Source organism: Streptomyces sp. ASQP_92, assembly GCF_025399895.1.
In the GTDB taxonomy this organism is placed as follows: domain Bacteria; phylum Actinomycetota; class Actinomycetes; order Streptomycetales; family Streptomycetaceae; genus Streptomyces.
In genome coordinates, this window is sequence record NZ_JAODUA010000005.1 from 187,358 (window position 1) to 202,796 (window position 15,439).

Consider the following 15,439-nt stretch of genomic DNA (forward strand, 5'->3'; position numbering starts at 1 on the left):
TCACCCGTCACACCCCCCGCCCGGCCTCGATTCCGCGGCCGGACCGCCCCTCACCGTACGCCGGGAGCCCCGCCCATGAAGGCACTTGTCAAGCAGCACGCCGAACCCGGACTGTGGCTCATGGACGTACCCGAGCCGGAGACCGGGCCCGGCGACGTGCTGATCAAGGTTCTTCGTACCGGTATCTGCGGTACCGACCTGCACATCCGCTCCTGGGACGGCTGGGCGCAGGGCGCGGTCAGGACGCCGTTGATTCTGGGGCACGAGTTCGTCGGCGAGGTGGCCGCGATCGGCGCGGACGTCCAGGACATCGCGGTGGGCGACCTGGTCAGCGGCGAGGGGCACCTGGTCTGCGGGAAGTGTCGCAACTGTCTGGCCGGCCGGCGTCACCTGTGCCGCTCCACGATCGGCCTCGGGGTCGGCCGGGACGGTGCGTTCGCCGAGTACGTGGCGCTGCCCGCGTCCAATGTGTGGGTGCACCGCACCAAGGTGGACCTGGACATCGCAGCGATCTTCGACCCGTTCGGCAACGCCGTGCACACCGCGCTGTCGTTCCCGCTGGTCGGCGAGGACGTGCTGATCACCGGCGCGGGGCCGATCGGCATCATGGCCGCGGCGGTCGCCAAGCACGCCGGTGCGCGCAGTGTCGTGATCACCGATGTGAGCGAGTCCCGTCTGGAGATCGCCCGCAAGGCCGGGGCCACCCTCGCGCTCAATGTCGCCGAGCACGACATCGCCCACGCCCAGCGTCAGCTCGGGCTCAAGGAGGGCTTCGACATCGGCCTGGAGATGTCGGGCCGCCCGGAGGCCATGCGCGACATGGTCGCGAACATGACGCACGGCGGCCGCATCGCGATGCTGGGTCTGCCGGCTCAGGAGTTCGCGGTGGACTGGGCGAAGATCGTCACCTCGATGATCACCATCAAGGGCATCTACGGACGCGAGATGTTCGAGACCTGGTACGCCATGACGGTGCTGCTCGAAGGCGGTCTCGACCTCAGTCCGGTGATCACCGGCAAGTACGGCTACCAGGACTTCGACGCGGCGTTCGACGAGGCCGCCACCGCCCGCAGTGGCAAGATCATCCTCGACTGGACCGCCTGAGCTTCCCTTCGGCGGCTTCCCTCTTGGAAGCTGCCCCCCCCGGGGCCCCCGGCAGCCCCCCCCCCGGCAGCCCGCCCCGGCATTCCGCGCCGCAGCCCCGAGCCCCGCCCCGCAGGCCCCTCCCGTGGGCCGCCCCCGCCGGCCCTTCCCGCCGACGGGGCCGGCCTCCCGCCCGCTTTAGGAGCACCCCGTATGTACGCGAACGTCCGCGACGAACTCCGCAAGACCCTCGACGAGATCAAGGAAGCCGGCCTCTTCAAGCCCGAGCGCGTGATCTCCACCCCGCAGAGCGCCTCCGTCACCGTGCCCTCCGGTGACGTGCTCAACTTCTGCGCCAACAACTACCTCGGCCTCGCCGACCACCCCGAGGTCGTCGCCGCGGCCAAGGACGCCCTGGACCGCTGGGGCTACGGCATGGCGTCCGTGCGGTTCATCTGCGGCACCCAGGACGTGCACAAGGAGCTGGAGGGGCGCCTGTCGGCGTTCCTCGGCCAGGAGGACACGATCCTGTACTCCTCCTGCTTCGACGCCAACGGCGGCGTCTTCGAGACGCTGCTCGACGCCGAGGACGCGGTCATCTCCGACGCCCTCAACCACGCCTCGATCATCGACGGCATCCGGCTGTCCAAGGCGGCCCGGTTCCGTTACGCCAACCGCGACATGGCCGATCTGGAGGCCAAGCTCAAGGAGGCGTCCGGTGCGCGCCGCCGTCTGATCGTCACCGACGGCGTGTTCTCCATGGACGGCTACATCGCGCCGCTGAAGGAGATCTGCGACCTCGCGGACCGCTACGACGCCATGGTGATGGTCGACGACTCGCACGCGGTCGGCTTCACCGGCCCCGGCGGCGCGGGCACCCCGGCCCTGCACGGGGTGAGCGACCGCGTCGACATCATCACCGGCACCCTGGGCAAGGCGCTCGGCGGCGCCTCGGGCGGCTATGTCGCGGCCCGTGCCGAGATCGTCGCCCTGCTGCGCCAGCGCTCGCGCCCGTACCTGTTCTCGAACTCGCTGGCCCCGGTCATCGCGGCCGCCTCCCTGAAGGTCCTCGACCTGCTGGAGTCGGCCGGTGACCTGCGCGAGAAGCTCGCCGCCAACACCAGGCTCTTCCGGACCCGGATGACCGAGGAGGGCTTCGAGATCCTGCCCGGCGAGCACCCGATCGCACCGGTCATGATCGGTGACGCCGCCGAGGCGGCCCGTCTGGCCGAGCTGCTCCTGGAGCGGGGCGTGTATGTGATCGGCTTCTCCTACCCGGTGGTGCCGATGGGTGCGGCCCGTATCCGCGTCCAGCTCTCGGCCGCGCACTCCGCCGAGGACATCGAGAAGACCGTGGCGGCGTTCGTGGACGCCCGCGCGTCGATGAAGGGCTGACCCGCGCGCGACAATGGCTGAGTGATCGACCCCCGACGGCTCCGCATCCTGCGTGCCGCGGCGGACCACCGTACGGTGACCGCCGCGGCGGCAGCGCTGTATCTGACCCCCTCCGCCGTCTCCCAGCAGCTCGCCGCCCTGGAGCAGGAGACCGGGCACACCCTGCTCACCCGCAGCGGCAAGGGTGTCCGTCTCACGGCGGCGGGGGAGATCCTCCTGGAGCACGCCCACGCGGTCCTGGCGCAGCTGGAGCGGGCCGAGGCGGAGCTGGCAGCCTATGCGGGCGGCGCGGCCGGGGAGGTCACCGTGGCCGCCTTCGCGACCGGTATCGCCGAGGTGCTGGCGCCCGCGATCGCCCGGCTGCGCGAGACGCGTCCCGCGATCCGGGTACGGGTGCGTGACGCGGAGGGCGACGAGGCGCTGCCGCTGGTCCTGGACGGCGAGGCCGACCTGGCGCTCGCCGTCGAGTACCGGGGCGCGCCGCGCGAGGACGACAGCAGGCTGTGGCGGGTGCCGCTGTACGCCGAGCCGTTCGACGCCGTACTGCATGCCTCACATCCCCTCGCCCAGGACCCGCAGGTGCCGCTCTCGGCGCTCGCCGACGACGACTGGATCGGGCCCTATCCGGGCAACCCCTGCCACGACGTGATGCTGCTCGCCTGTGAACTGGCGGGGTTCCAGCCCGAGTTGGTGCACTCGTCGGACGACTTCCGGGCGGTGGTGGCGCTGGCGGGCGCGGGGGCGGGGGTGGCGCTCGTGCCGCGTTCGGCGCTGCGCGGGATGGAGCGCAAGGACACCGTGGTGCGTCCCGTGGCGGGCCCGGCCGCGACGAGGCGGGTGTTCGCCGCGGTCCGCAGGGGAGCCGAGGGGCATCCGCTGTTCCGGCCGGTCCTCGAAGCGCTGGCCGAGGCGGCCCGGGGCCTGCCCACCGACTGACATCGCGTCATCGACAGGCCCGGCGGGTGCGGTAGTTTCCGGGGCGTCAGATGTGTGGATCTTCAGAACGGGTGGGTACGTGCGCATACGAAGTGCGGCCGCGGCGGCGGTTCTTGTGATGGGGGCTTCGTTGCTGGGGGCGCCGCAGGCGGTGGCCGTCGACGACGCGGTCGCCCTCACCGCCACCTTCAACGACCCGGCGGGGAGCCCGGCCCAACAGGACGCGATACGCAACCAGTTGATCTCGCTCATCAACCGGACTCCGGCGGGCGCCGAGATCAACGGCTCGGTCTACCTGTTCACCGACGGCGGCGTCAGTGGGGCGCTGGTCGCGGCGAAGCAGCGCGGGGTGAAGGTCAAGCTCGTCGTGGACGGTGACGCCGTCGCGGATGTGGACGCGAACGGGAAGGCGACCGGTTCGGAGTACTCGATGCTCGCCGCCGCGACCGGCCTGGGCACGGATCGCACCGCGGACTCCTGGGTGCTGGCGTGCCCGGCGAACCGCGGCTGCGTCGGCAACCGCGCGCTGGGCGGAAGCGGCGACACGGGCGCCATCAACCACAACAAGTTCTTCCTGTTCTCGAAGGCGGGCAGCACGGACGACGTGGTGTTCCAGACCTCGGCGAACCTGACCACGAGCCAGCGGCGGAACCTGTTCAACAACGCCGTGACCATTCCCGACGCGGGCTCCGGCCTCTACGCCTCCTACCGGGCCTACTGGCAGGACCTGGTGTCCTCCGGCTCCTCGGGGCCGGGCCTGGCCACGTACTACAAGACCCAGGACGCCGGCGCCTACAAGACCTACTTCTTCCCCCGTCAGGAGAAGGCGGGTGCCACGTTCGACAACGACCCCGGCACCGACACCGTCGTGTCCTTGCTGAACAACGTGGACTGCGCGGGCGGCGCCACCCGGATCCGGATCGGCATGTATGCCTTCACCCGCGTCCAGATCGCCGACAAGCTCGTGGCCCTCAAGCGCGCCGGATGCGGGGTGGAGCTGCTCCACGACGGTGAGGACGGGCACCTCGGGAGCGCCGTGCGGGCCTCGATCGCCGGAAACCTCACCTATGCGGCCCGCTGCGCCGGGACCGCGGTGGACGGTTCCGGCGCTTCGCGTTCCATCGGTATCCACTCCAAGTACCTTCTGATCGAGGGTACTTACCTGGGTGGGGCCAACCGCAAGCTGGTCTTCACGGGGAGTCACAACTACACGTTCCCGAATCTGCGGGCCAACGACGAGACGCTGCTGAAGATCGACAACGCGGCCGTCTACGACGCCTTCAGGGCGAATTTCGAGTCGATCAGGTCGGGACCGCACTGCGCCGCCTGGTGAGGGGCGGGGCAGGAGGTCTGGTGGGCCGCTTCCGGACGCGGCCGGGCCTCAGGCCCAGGCCGGGGCGGTGCCGGTGAGCTGGCAGACCACCAGGTACAGCGGGATCGGCGGGGTGTAGGGCGTCGCGCCGTCGGGGAAGTTGATCAGGCGTGGCCGGTCGGCGTCCGGGACCACGGCGCCCGGTGCGTAGCGGACGGGCCGTGGCCAGGGCAGCTCGTGGTCGGAGCCGGCCGGCACGATCCACCACCACCAGTCGGTGGAGGCGAACACGCAGCCGGAGCGGGGCAGCCGGGACAGCAGCCGGAAGCCGTGCGCGGCGGGCACCCCCACCGCATCCCGGCCAAGAGCCGCGGGCCGGACCGACGGCAGCAGCAGGCCGTCGTCGGGTGGAGCGGCGGAGCCGCCGGGCCCGGGCTCGCCGTGCGCACCCCCACTGCGCACGGGGCCACGGGGCCCGGCGGTTCCGGACCCATCCGGTCGCGGGCCCTGTCGCCCGGACCGTGGTCCCCAAGGAAGCTTTTCCCTCAGCACGGGCGGCCCGCTTGGCCGGGCCCGCCGTGCGCGAGCTCGGCCCAGACGATCCGGCCGGGCCCGTACGGGGCGTCGTGAGAGCCCCAGGCACTGCTCACCGCGTCCACGAGCAGCAGGCCGCGCCCGCGCTCCTCCTCGTCGTCCGAGTAGCAGAGCCGGGGCCCGGCCGAGCCGCAGCCCAGGTCCCTGACCGCTATCCGCAGCGCGCGGTGCAGATCGGTGAGTTCGCACAGTATGTGGTCGCCGGCGGTGTGCACGACGGCGTTGGTGACGAGCTCCGAGATCACCAGGGAGGCGGTCTCGTGCAGCTCCTCGTGGTGTCCCCAGCCCCGCAGCATGTCCCTGCTGCGCCGGCGTGCGAGGGAGACCGATTCGGTGCGGGCGGGCACGTCGAAGGCGTACCGCCGCACGGCGGTCCCGGAGCGGGCGCCTGTGAGCTGCGGGACGAGCGCGTTACCAGGAGCCACGACCGGAATCCTCACAGTGGGGAAGCGGAGCCGGACACCGCCTTTCTCAAGGCTGTGCACCACCACCGCGTGTGAACTGGTTCACCGACCTACCTTGTACCCGCGGCGGACACTTGGCAAGGGGCACTCTGAAAAATGCAGAGTGCCGTTCTCCTATCTGCAACGACATGGCACACTGCTCGCAACAGCGCGTGGGGAGGTCGTCGTGAGTGAACCCCGGTCCGCCCCGACCGTGGGCCAGGTCGTGCTGGGCAGACGCCTCCAGGACCTGCGCGAGCGGGCCGGTCTCCGGCGCGAGGAGGCGGCCAAGGTGCTGCGGGTGGCTCCGGCCACCATCCGGCGCATGGAGATGGCCGAGGTCTCCCTCAAGATCCCCTATGTGGTCCTGCTGCTCCAGGCGTACGGCATCGCCGACACGGAGGCGGAAGGTTTCGTCGCCCTGGCCGAGGAGGCCAACAAGCCCGGCTGGTGGCAGCGCTTCCACGACATCCTGCCCGACTGGTTCAGCATGTACGTCAGCCTGGAGGGCGCGGCCTCGCTGATCAGGTCGTACGAGCCGCACTTCGTGCCCGGGCTGCTCCAGACCGAGGAGTACGCCCGCCAGGTGATGCGCAGCGGCGCGCTCGGCGCGACCAGCCACGCCGACATAGACCGGCACGTGGCGCTGCGCATGGAGCGCCAGTCGCTGCTGACCCGCGAGGACGCCCCTCGCCTGTGGGTCGTCATGGACGAGACGGTGCTGCGCCGCCCGGTCGGCTCGCCGCAGGTGATGCGCGACCAGATCGACCGCCTCCTGGAGGCGTCCACGCTCCCGAACGTCACCGTGCAGCTCGCCGAGTTCTCCTCCGGGCACCACCCGGGCACCTACGGGCCGTTCGTCCTCTTCCGTTTCGCCGTGCCCGAGCTGCCGGACATGGTCTACAGCGAGTACCTGACCGGCGCGGTCTATCTCGACGCGCGCCCCGAGGTGGCCACCCACCTGGAGGTCATGGACCGCATGGCGGCTCAGGCCGCGACTGCACAACGCACGAAGGAGATCCTCAAGGATCTCCGCAAGGAGCTGTGAATGGATCACATATACGACGGCGGGCCGGTCGGCGGGCACATCTACAACGGCATGCCCGCGGCCCTGCTCGGCGCCGAGGGCTGGCACAAGCCGTGGAGCGGCGGTAACGGCGGCAACTGCTTCGAGGCCATGAAGCTGGCCGACGGCCGGGTCGCGGTGCGCCAGTCGGCCGATCCCGAAGGCCCCGCGCTGATCTACACCCCCGGAGAGATCGCCGCCTTCATCCAGGGCGCGAAGTCCGGACAGGCCGACTTCCTCCTGACGTGACCCGTCCGCCGGCCCGCCCCCGCGGCCGATCCACCCGTTGAACCGCGCCGCCGCGGCGCCCTTCGCAGTTCCTCAACCGCCGTGATTCTTCCACCTGTTCACTGACCTTCATCCCCATGGAGCGCACATGACCGGGCAAGACCGCACCGCCGTGACGATCGACACGAGCAAGCCCCATCCGGCCCGGGTGTACGACTGGTTCCTCGGCGGCAAGGACAACTACCCGGTCGACGAGGCGCTCGCCGAGCAGTTGCTCGCGCTCGACTCGCGCGGCCGCGACATCGCCCGCGTCAACCGGGCCTTCATGCACCGTGCCACGCGCTGGCTCGCTGAGCAGGGCGTACGCCAGTTCCTGGACATCGGCACCGGCATCCCCACCGAGCCCAACCTCCACCAGGTCGCCCAGCGCACCGCCCCCGACGCCCGCATCGTGTACGCGGACAACGACCCGATCGTGCTGCGGCACGCGGAGGCCCTGCTGCGCTCCACCCCCGAGGGCGTCACCGAGTACATCCAGGCCGATGTCCGCGAACCCGAGCGCATCCTCGAACTCGCCCACACCACGCTCGACTTCGACCGTCCGATCGCGCTCTCCCTCATCGCGCTGACCCACTTCATCGGTGACGACGACGATGTGTACGGGATCGTCGACCGCCTCCTCGACGTCCTCGCCCCGGGCAGCTATCTGGTCCTTTCGCAGATCACCGGCGACTTCGACCCGGAGAGCGCCGCCCGCGCGGTGGAGCTCTACAAGAGCGGCGGCGTCACCCTGCGTCCGCGCACCAAGGCCGAGGTCACCCGGTTCTTCCACGGCCGTGAACTCGCCGAACCGGGTGTGGGCCTCGCCGCCGCCTGGCAGCCCGAACTCGGCGAGAGCGCGGCCGAGGGCGACGCCACCATTCCCGTGTACGCGGGCGTGGCCCGCAAGGTGTGAGGCCCCGGGCGCGGCCCCGGCCGGCCGTGCCCGCCCGCCGGCGCCACTCCTCCCGGGCCGTTGTGCCCTCAGCCGACGTCGAACGCGTTCGGCAGGCCGAGCCGCAGGCGCAGCCGGTCGGTGTTCTTGAGGAAGTCCAGCTCCGGGGCGCTGTACAGCGGCGTCACCGTACAGCGGGGCGCGCTCGAACCCACCCGGTCCATCAGGGCGTTGGCGGCGAGCCGGCCGGAGGTGTTGGCCCCCTCCATGGTGGCCAGGTCGATGGGGACGGCCACGTAGTCACCGGCGAGGTAGAAGTTGGGGATCCTCGTCGCGGCCGAGGGGCGGTTGTGGAAGGTGCCCGTGGGGTGGATCAGCAGCTCGTCCTCGTTGCGCGGGTCGGGCGTTCCGATGCCGGAGACGCCCGGGTCGAGGAACCACGAGTGCAGCTTGGAGTCGCTGAGAGCGGTCTTGCCGGTGTCGTTGAGCGCGGCTTTGAGCTGCGCCCACACCTCGCGCGCGACCTCCTCGCGGGTGCACTGCTTGGCCGTCTTCCCGTACAGGATCCCGGGCTTGTCCCACTCGGAGATGTCGACCGAGAGGCAGTCGACCACCGAACCGTCGCCGTAATCGGCCGCGAAGGGGTGCAGCGGCCAGTGCTCGGCCTGGGCGATGGCGGTGAGCGACCACGGCGAGTCGATGCAGTCGAGGTGGCCGTGCACCAGACCCGGCCGTTCGGTCAGATAGAACTGAATGCCCGTCATCCAGTCCGTGCGCAGGTGGTCGCAGCGCGCCAACTGCGGGTCGGCGGCGCGCATCGCCGCACTCCAGGTGGCCCGCGCGTGCTCCACGGGCAGCGCCGACACATAGTGATCGGCGGTGATCGTCCGGATGGCGCCGGTGCCGTCCTCGGCCTGAACACCCGTCACCAGGCCGCCCGCGCACGTCACTTCGCGTACGGTCCAGCCCACCTTGAACTCAACGCCCAGGGAACGGAGTTGAGCAACCCAGGGGTCGATCCACGCCTCGTTGGTCGGCGCGTTGAGGATCCGGTCGAGTGGCCCGTCGGCGCCCCGGCCCAGGGCGTTGAACACGAAGGCTTCGAGCAGGGTGCCCACCGTGCGGGTGCTGGCCTCCTCCGCCTTCGTCGCCACGATGTTGCGGGTCACGCCGACGGCGAGGATGCGCTGGTAGTCGTAACTCATCCGCGCGGCCCGGGTGAACGTCCACCACGGGACGGACTCCCACTGGCCGTCGCGGCGCTCCTGGCAGCTCGTGAGGAAGACCGCGAGGCGGTCCACGAAGTAGGCGATCTCGCGGGCGGGCAACCGCTGGAAGGTGCCCAGCACCCCGGTCAGGGCCCGGCGGATGTCGTCGAGAGTGAGCGGCTGGGGCGTGCCCGCGCCCGGCATCGGAAGCCGCAGGTCCTCCTGGCCGGTCCGCGCGAACATCATCTCCCTGGGCGCCACCAGGTTGTCCCAGACGCCGTGCGCGTTGCCGGGGAACGGGATGCGCCGCATCGTGTCCGGCAGGTTGTGGTAGATGCCGGGGATGAAGCGGAAGCCGTGCTCGGCGGGCAGCGGCTTGCGTCCGCCCCTGGCGCTGTCGGGTACGTCCATGGAGCGGGCCTTGCCGCCGAGCGCCCGGCGCTCGAAGAGGGTGACCTTGAACCCCCGCTCGGCCAGCTCGTGTGCCGCCGTGAGCCCGGCGACGCCGCCACCGAGCACGGCGACGCTCTGGCCGGGCCCGCCGGTGCCGCCCGTGGTACTTGCCGTGGTGCCTGCCGTGATGGGGGAGGCCGCCGAGGCGGGTTGCGCCTCCACTCCCAGGGCGGCCGCCGCGCCCACCGCTGCCGTACCCGCGACAAAAGTCCGTCTCGTACTGCCCGTGCGCGCCACAGTGCTCCCTATTACCGGTGGTAACGGTCACGTCCGGCGCAGGAGCATACGGTCGACCCGTCGATCCCGGAAGACGGATCGGGCATCGGGCCCACGGCGATTACGAGACGAATTCCTCATCCCCGTAACGGACTTCGGCCTTGCGCCAGTCGACACCCAGGGACTGCGTGAACTCGCGCGCCAGGGGCAGGTCGCCGAGCGGGGCGACCAGGATGAGGCGCCCGTCGCGGGTGACCGAGCCGCCGCCCAGCTCCTCGCGCGCCTCGGGGTCCGCCACCAGGGTGTCGTGCAGCGCCCGCGCCGACACCCCGGCGGCCCGGATCTCCACCGCGTCGACCTCGCGTGAGGTGCGCGGCAGGCAGCGGAAGGTCAGCACCGACTCCTGGTGGTACCGCTTGGCGACGACCCCGGCGATGTGGCGCAGCCCGTCGCGATTGACCTCGGAGACGTCGAACACGCGCGAGCGCTCATACGTCGCCCGCTTCAACTCGCCCGACCAGAACACCCCGTCGAGCAGCGTCGAGGCCCCGGGCCGTGCGCCGTTGGCGTGGATGATCTTGCGTACGTCGTGGCCGAAGCGCTGGAGGCGGTCCCTGAGCCGCGGGTCGGCGGGGTCGGTGATGATCGCCGTGTTGGCCGTGGCGAAGAGCTCCGCCGTCGGGCAGCGGGGCGCCGCGACGGCCGCCTGCGCGGTGCCGGCACCTCCCGTCCCCAGCACCAGAACCCCGACCGCGACCAGTGCCCGCACCCTTTGCCTCATGCCTCAACTCCCTTGTCGGTGGGCCGCTTTGCCGCGTCACGGCACATGTGGATCACCGTAGGGGGCGTGACACATGGTTAACGACGGTAACTCCACGTATGGCCGATAGTGGATGGTGGGGGCGTCCGTGCGGCGGGGGTGCGCCCCGGGGGGAGCCGCCGGGCGCACCCCCGGGAGTGTCCAGGCAATGGCGCCGGGCGTATGCGTACCTGACGGTCACTGCCCTCGCCAGATGTTGTCGAAGGCCGCGTTCTCGATGGCGCGGCGCTGCCGCACGGCCACCAGTTCCGTCACCGCGTCGTCGACGGCCGTCACCACGGTCACGACGGTGTCACCGGCGCGGCCCGCGAGGTCCTCCACCGGCTCGTCGCGCAGCCGGGCGGCGAGCGCGAGAGCGGCGAGGACGGGTTCGCCGGAGGCCCAGCGTTCCACCGCCGCACGCCGGTCCGGCGAGTCGGCGACCGCCTTGCGTTCGGTACGCAGGGGGAGCCAGTGCCGGTGCTGCGGGGTCACGCCGCCGTCCGCCTCCAGAGCGGCGAGATGGGCCGCGTACAGGCCGCGGCCCCGGCGCCACAGCCAGTCCTCCACGGACTCGTACGGTTCCTGTCGCGACAGGGCCGCCGCGGCCTCGGTCAACTGCCGGTCCGCCAGGTCGAGCGGTGCCGTCGGCGCGGGCACGATGCGATCGCCCTCCAGGGTGAGGACGAAGGCGTCGGCGAGGTCGAGGAGCTCGGCCCCGGCCAGCGCCAGCGAGAGCTCGCCCTGCTGGACGGAGTGGTCGGCGGTGGTGACGTCCATGCTGACGATCAGCAGGTCTCGTGCTGTGGTCATGACGGGTTCCCTGTCGAAGGCGTCGATGGGGCGGGTGCGTGCTGCGGGCGCTCGGGGTGCTCGATGGGAAGCGAGGGGGTACGCGCGGGGCACCGTGGCATGCGGGCATCCTAAGGAGGCCGTGAGGCCGGAGGCAGGGGGCGCTCCGAGGGGCACCCCGCCACACCCGCCCCGCGAGCGCGGGTGCCACCCGCGAGCCGTCCGGTCCGTCGGCTGTGGTCAGATGAAGCCATGTCGTCCCGTCGCACCAAGCGCCCCGCACGCCCGGCGCGCCCGGCCCCTCCGAAGGCCTGTCCCTGTGGGCTGCCCGCCCCGTACGCCGAGTGCTGTGGCCGCTACCACTCCGGTGCGGCCGCCGCTCCGACCGCCGAGGCGCTCATGCGTTCGCGGTTCAGTGCCTTCGCGGTGCAGGACGGGCCGTATCTGCTGCGCACCTGGCACCCGGACACCCGGCCCACCGAGCTGGACCTGGACCCCGGGATGCGCTGGACCCGCCTGGAGATCCTGGACACGGCCGACGGCAGCGCCTTCCACACCACCGGCACGGTCACCTTCCGCGCGCACTACACCCACGAAGGGGAGGCCGGTTCGCTGCACGAGCAGAGCCGCTTCTCGCGGGTCGCGGGTGCCTGGGTCTACCTCGACGCGGTGTTCACGGACTGACCGGCCGGGCCGGGGCCCAAGCGCGGTGCGGGGCGTAAGTACCCGCTAGGGCAAGGGAGTTGGCAAGTGCGCGTGCCGCGCGCTCAGGACGGCGCCGCCGCACCCGCCGCCGCACCCGCCTTCGCACGGGCCGAGGGCAGTCCGTTCGCCAGGTCCTCGGCCATCAGGCGCTTGGCGATGGTGTCGGCGGCGGCGCGCAGTTCCGCGCTGCGGGGGCGGCCGCGGTCCTTCTCCAGTTGTTCGTTCAGCCAGGACGACCACGAGTGGGTGATGGCCTCGACCTCGCGCTCCCCGGCCGGGGTGTGCGAGAAGTAGCTGCCCTCGCGGCTGAGGAAGCCCTCCTCGACCATCCGCTGGAACACCGGCACGAGTACCTCGGGCGGCACCTGGCGGCGGGACGCGATCAGGCCGAGGCTCGCGTGGCCGACCATCCGCGTGTACTGCTCGACCTGCATGACCGCCCAGGCGCCGGCCACGTCGAGCCGGCTGTCGGACGCCGCCACGATGCGCCGGGCGGTGTTCATGTCGGCGCCGCGCACGATCTTGCCGACGGCGAGTTCGAGCACCTTGGCCGAGTCGCCCGTCGTCGGCTGGGCGAAGCCCTCACCCATGTCGGTGGAGGAGGAGCGCGCGCTGTCGCGCAGTTCGACCTGTTTGAGGAAGAGCGCGACGACGAAGCCCATGGCGGCGACCGGCACCGTCCACAGGAAGACGGTGTGGAGGCTGTCGGCGTACGCCTGCACGAGCGGTGCGGCCGTGGCGGGCGGCAGTTGGTGCAGCCCCGCCGGGGACTGGGCGGCGCCCGCGATGCGGGCCGGGTCCCCACCGCCGATCCGCGCGGCCGCCGCCACCCCGTCCTGGAGATTGGTCTTGAGGGTGTTGGCGTAGATGGTGCCGAAGACGGCGGTGCCGAACGAGCTGCCGAGCGTACGGAAGAAGGTGACACCCGAGGTCGCCGTGCCCAGATCCGCGTAGTCGACGGTGTTCTGCACGGCGATGGTGAGCACCTGCATGCACAGGCCGATGCCGAGTCCGAGCACGAACATGTAGAGCGATTCGAGCCAGGCGCCGACATCCGGGCCCATCAGCGACAGCAGATACAGGCCCACGCCCATGACGAGGGCGCCGACGATGGGGAAGATCCGGTACTGGCCAGTCCTGCTCACCACGTTGCCGCTGAAGATCGACGCGATGAGCAGGCCGATCACCATCGGCAGGGTGCGCACCCCGGAGACGGTCGCCGAGTCGCCGTCGACGTACTGGAGATAGGTCGGCAGGAACGTCATCGCGCCGAGCATCGCGAAGCCCACGATGAAGCTGAGCACCGAGCACACCGTGAAGACGGGGTTGCGGAACAGCCGCATCGGCAGCATCGGCTGGACGGCCCGGGTCTCCACCCAGCAGAACAGGGCGAGCGCGGCGAGGCCGCCCGCGAACAGCGCGATGATCGTCGCCGAGCCCCAGGCGTACTCGTTGCCGCCCCAACTGGTGCCCAGGATCAGGGCGCTGGCCCCGACCGCGACCAGGCCGATGCCCAGGTAGTCGATGACGGGCTTGGCGACCGAGCGGACCGAGGGGATGTTCCGGGCGGCCGCGATCACGACGAGGACGGCGATGGGCACGTTCACATAGAACGCCCAGCGCCAGCTCAGATGGTCGGTGAACAGGCCGCCGAGCAGCGGACCGATGACGGTCGAGACGCCGAACACGGCGCCGATCGCGCCCTGGTACTTGCCGCGGTCGCGCAGCGGGATCACATCGGCGATCAACGCCATCGCGGTCACCATCAGGCCGCCCGCGCCGATGCCCTGGAGGGCCCGCCAGGCGATGAGGAGCGACATGTTCGTCGCGAGGCCGCACAGGAACGAGCCCGTGATGAAGGTGACCGCGGAGACCTGGAAGACGACCTTGCGGCCGAACAGGTCGCCGAACTTGCCGACCAGCGCGGTCGCCACGGTCTCCGCGAGCAGGTAGGAGGTGACCACCCAGGACATGTGGGCGGCGCCGCCGAGGTCCGCGACGATCGTGGGCAGGGCCGTGCCCACGATCGTCTGGTCGAGTGCCGCCAGCAGCATGCCGAGCATGATCGTGCCGAACACGATGTTCCGCTGCCGCACATCGAGCACGGGCGGCGCGGACACGGGTGCTGTATCGCTGGCGGTGGTCACACTGGCACCCTCACACCGCCCCAGGGGGCGCGCATGCCGTGTCGGCCGGGGGAGTGAGGAGGTCTCCCCGCGCCCTCAGGCGCCCAGCACCACGCCGGAGCCGACCGGCTCGGTGAGCGGCAGCACGGTCGGCGCTCCCGTGCGGTGGAGGCGGGGCAGCGCCGGTACGGAGGCCACGAACACCAGGGTGGTGAGAACGAACGGCCAGGTGAAGGAGTGCCCGCCGGACGGAGCGAACAGCGCGTCGAGGGCGGGCCCGAGCACCGTGGCCACCGCGGCCCCGACCACCGCGAAGCCGAGGCTCCACCGGTCGGCGGCGAGCAGCACCCCGCACAGCGCCATCGCCACGAGCACGGCGTTGTAGCCCATCGTGCCGTCGACGATCCTGGGCGTCGGGGCGCCCAGCGCCCACGCGGTGACCAGCCCGACGGCGCTGCCGACGCAGGCCATCGCGCCCGCCGTCCGGCTGGCCACGAAGATGCCGACGAGGAAGATCGCGCCGACGTACCACTGGGGCACGAGGAAGATCTGCGCGATGTTCGCGAAGAACGCGCGCCCGATGTCGTCGAGCGCGAGCGCGACGGCGCCCCCGGCGGCCCGGATCGGTGCGGCCGTCGCGGGGCCGCCGTGCCACACCCGCTCGAAGCGCGGCGCGGCGATCGTCATCGCGCTCGCCGTCAGGCAGAACGGCAGCGTCAGGGTGGGCAGCCCCCAGCCGCGCAGCAGCGTGGTGGCGGCGGCCGTGACGACGGTGACGACGGCGCAGCCGCCCGCCGCGAGGACCATCGTGGAGGGATGCCCGGGGCCGAGGAACACGGCGAAGCCGACCGCGACGAGGCAGGCGTTGAACCCTTCGAGCCCGGCGGCCACCCGGCCCCGGTCCACGCCGAGCAACTGCGCGGTGCCGGTGCCGATCGCGGTGCCGACGAGCCCGTAGAGCCCGTACCGCCAGTCCGCGGTGAACAGGGCCACCGTGAAGATCAGGCCGGTCGGCGCGCTCGGCAGGAAGTGCACCTGCGCCTGGCCGCGCAGCACATGCACCGCGAACCGTCCCCCTCGTCCAGCGCGCGGCATCCGCACCCGGCCCTCCCCCCCCAAGTCCTGTGACATCGGCCGGTAACAGCCAAG

The 15,439-nt window shown here is 71.5% G+C and carries 15 protein-coding genes; 8 read left to right on the top strand and 7 right to left on the bottom strand.

The genetic code is table 11. From position 1 onward, the window contains the following. Positions 1–75: 75 nt before the first annotated feature. The 4 genes from tdh to N4G70_RS14865 all read left to right on the top strand — a co-directional run bounded on the left by tdh (position 76) and on the right by N4G70_RS14865 (position 4,747). The gene (gene tdh, locus N4G70_RS14850; protein WP_261713088.1) at positions 76–1,104 is read left to right on the top strand and encodes an L-threonine 3-dehydrogenase; all 1,029 of its coding nucleotides are present in this window, start codon (positions 76–78) and stop codon (positions 1,102–1,104) included. 192 nt (positions 1,105–1,296) lie between these two features. Beyond that, positions 1,297–2,478, top strand: a complete 1,182-nt coding sequence (locus N4G70_RS14855; RefSeq protein ID WP_261713089.1) for a glycine C-acetyltransferase — start codon at positions 1,297–1,299, stop codon at positions 2,476–2,478. A gap of 21 nt (positions 2,479–2,499) precedes the next feature. Beyond that, complete coding sequence (locus N4G70_RS14860) at positions 2,500–3,414, top strand: LysR family transcriptional regulator (RefSeq protein WP_261713090.1); 915 nt, start codon at positions 2,500–2,502, stop codon at positions 3,412–3,414. Positions 3,415–3,493: 79 nt separating this feature from the next. Beyond that, a complete protein-coding gene (locus N4G70_RS14865; RefSeq protein WP_261713091.1) occupies positions 3,494–4,747 on the top strand; it encodes a phosphatidylserine/phosphatidylglycerophosphate/cardiolipin synthase family protein in 1,254 nt (417 codons plus the stop codon). 48 nt (positions 4,748–4,795) lie between these two features. On the opposite strand, the gene N4G70_RS14870 is transcribed toward N4G70_RS14865, so the two are convergent. Both N4G70_RS14870 and N4G70_RS14875 read right to left on the bottom strand, forming a co-directional pair. Beyond that, positions 4,796–5,188 carry a hypothetical protein gene (locus N4G70_RS14870; RefSeq protein ID WP_261713092.1) on the bottom strand — a complete coding sequence of 131 codons (393 nt, stop codon included), beginning with the start codon at positions 5,186–5,188 and terminating at the stop codon, positions 4,796–4,798. 83 nt (positions 5,189–5,271) lie between these two features. Beyond that, entirely contained in the window at positions 5,272–5,745 is a 474-nt protein-coding gene (locus N4G70_RS14875; protein ID WP_261713093.1) for an ATP-binding protein, read from the bottom strand. A gap of 205 nt (positions 5,746–5,950) precedes the next feature. Between N4G70_RS14875 and N4G70_RS14880 the strand changes: the two genes are divergently transcribed. From N4G70_RS14880 to N4G70_RS14890, 3 genes are all read left to right on the top strand, one after another. Further along, positions 5,951–6,811 (top strand): helix-turn-helix transcriptional regulator, encoded by an 861-nt coding sequence (locus N4G70_RS14880; protein WP_261713094.1) that lies wholly within the window; start codon positions 5,951–5,953, stop codon positions 6,809–6,811. After that, positions 6,812–7,078, top strand: coding sequence for a DUF397 domain-containing protein (locus tag N4G70_RS14885; RefSeq protein WP_261713095.1), 267 nt, complete (start codon positions 6,812–6,814; stop codon positions 7,076–7,078). Between the two features lie 127 nt (positions 7,079–7,205). Continuing rightward, positions 7,206–8,012 (top strand): SAM-dependent methyltransferase, encoded by an 807-nt coding sequence (locus N4G70_RS14890; RefSeq protein ID WP_261713096.1) that lies wholly within the window; start codon positions 7,206–7,208, stop codon positions 8,010–8,012. 68 nt (positions 8,013–8,080) lie between these two features. On the opposite strand, the gene N4G70_RS14895 is transcribed toward N4G70_RS14890, so the two are convergent. From N4G70_RS14895 to N4G70_RS14905, 3 genes are all read right to left on the bottom strand, one after another. Next, positions 8,081–9,889 (bottom strand): FAD-dependent oxidoreductase, encoded by a 1,809-nt coding sequence (locus N4G70_RS14895; RefSeq protein WP_261713097.1) that lies wholly within the window; start codon positions 9,887–9,889, stop codon positions 8,081–8,083. A 100-nt stretch (positions 9,890–9,989) separates the two neighbouring features. Then, positions 9,990–10,649, bottom strand: coding sequence for a hypothetical protein (locus N4G70_RS14900; RefSeq protein WP_261713098.1), 660 nt, complete (start codon positions 10,647–10,649; stop codon positions 9,990–9,992). A 216-nt stretch (positions 10,650–10,865) separates the two neighbouring features. Next, positions 10,866–11,480 carry a GPP34 family phosphoprotein gene (locus tag N4G70_RS14905; RefSeq protein ID WP_261713099.1) on the bottom strand — a complete coding sequence of 205 codons (615 nt, stop codon included), beginning with the start codon at positions 11,478–11,480 and terminating at the stop codon, positions 10,866–10,868. 231 nt (positions 11,481–11,711) lie between these two features. On the opposite strand from N4G70_RS14905, the gene N4G70_RS14910 reads away from it, so the two are divergent. Further along, positions 11,712–12,143: a YchJ family protein gene (locus tag N4G70_RS14910; RefSeq protein WP_261713100.1), complete on the top strand. Its 432-nt coding sequence runs from the start codon at positions 11,712–11,714 to the stop codon at positions 12,141–12,143. A gap of 83 nt (positions 12,144–12,226) precedes the next feature. Here N4G70_RS14910 and N4G70_RS14915 read toward each other — a convergent pair whose 3' ends face one another. Together N4G70_RS14915 and N4G70_RS14920 are read right to left on the bottom strand one after the other, a co-directional pair. Next, positions 12,227–14,311, bottom strand: a complete 2,085-nt coding sequence (locus N4G70_RS14915) for an MDR family MFS transporter (RefSeq protein WP_261713101.1) — start codon at positions 14,309–14,311, stop codon at positions 12,227–12,229. 75 nt (positions 14,312–14,386) lie between these two features. Further along, positions 14,387–15,385, bottom strand: a complete 999-nt coding sequence (locus N4G70_RS14920) for an urea transporter (protein ID WP_261713102.1) — start codon at positions 15,383–15,385, stop codon at positions 14,387–14,389. Positions 15,386–15,439: the final 54 nt, after the last annotated feature.

What these genes read in the sequence shown, in the direction of transcription:
- N4G70_RS14885 (WP_261713095.1), top strand. Translation starts at nt 6,812, where the DNA reads ATGGATCACATATACGACGGCGGGCCGGTCGGCGGGCACATCTACAAC.
- N4G70_RS14855 (WP_261713089.1), top strand. Translation starts at nt 1,297, where the DNA reads ATGTACGCGAACGTCCGCGACGAACTCCGCAAGACCCTCGACGAGATC.
- N4G70_RS14910 (WP_261713100.1), top strand. Translation starts at nt 11,712, where the DNA reads ATGTCGTCCCGTCGCACCAAGCGCCCCGCACGCCCGGCGCGCCCGGCC.
- N4G70_RS14890 (WP_261713096.1), top strand. Translation starts at nt 7,206, where the DNA reads ATGACCGGGCAAGACCGCACCGCCGTGACGATCGACACGAGCAAGCCC.
- N4G70_RS14905 (WP_261713099.1), bottom strand. Translation starts at nt 11,480, where the DNA reads ATGACCACAGCACGAGACCTGCTGATCGTCAGCATGGACGTCACCACC.
- tdh (WP_261713088.1), top strand. Translation starts at nt 76, where the DNA reads ATGAAGGCACTTGTCAAGCAGCACGCCGAACCCGGACTGTGGCTCATG.
- N4G70_RS14900 (WP_261713098.1), bottom strand. Translation starts at nt 10,649, where the DNA reads ATGAGGCAAAGGGTGCGGGCACTGGTCGCGGTCGGGGTTCTGGTGCTG.
- N4G70_RS14920 (WP_261713102.1), bottom strand. Translation starts at nt 15,385, where the DNA reads ATGCCGCGCGCTGGACGAGGGGGACGGTTCGCGGTGCATGTGCTGCGC.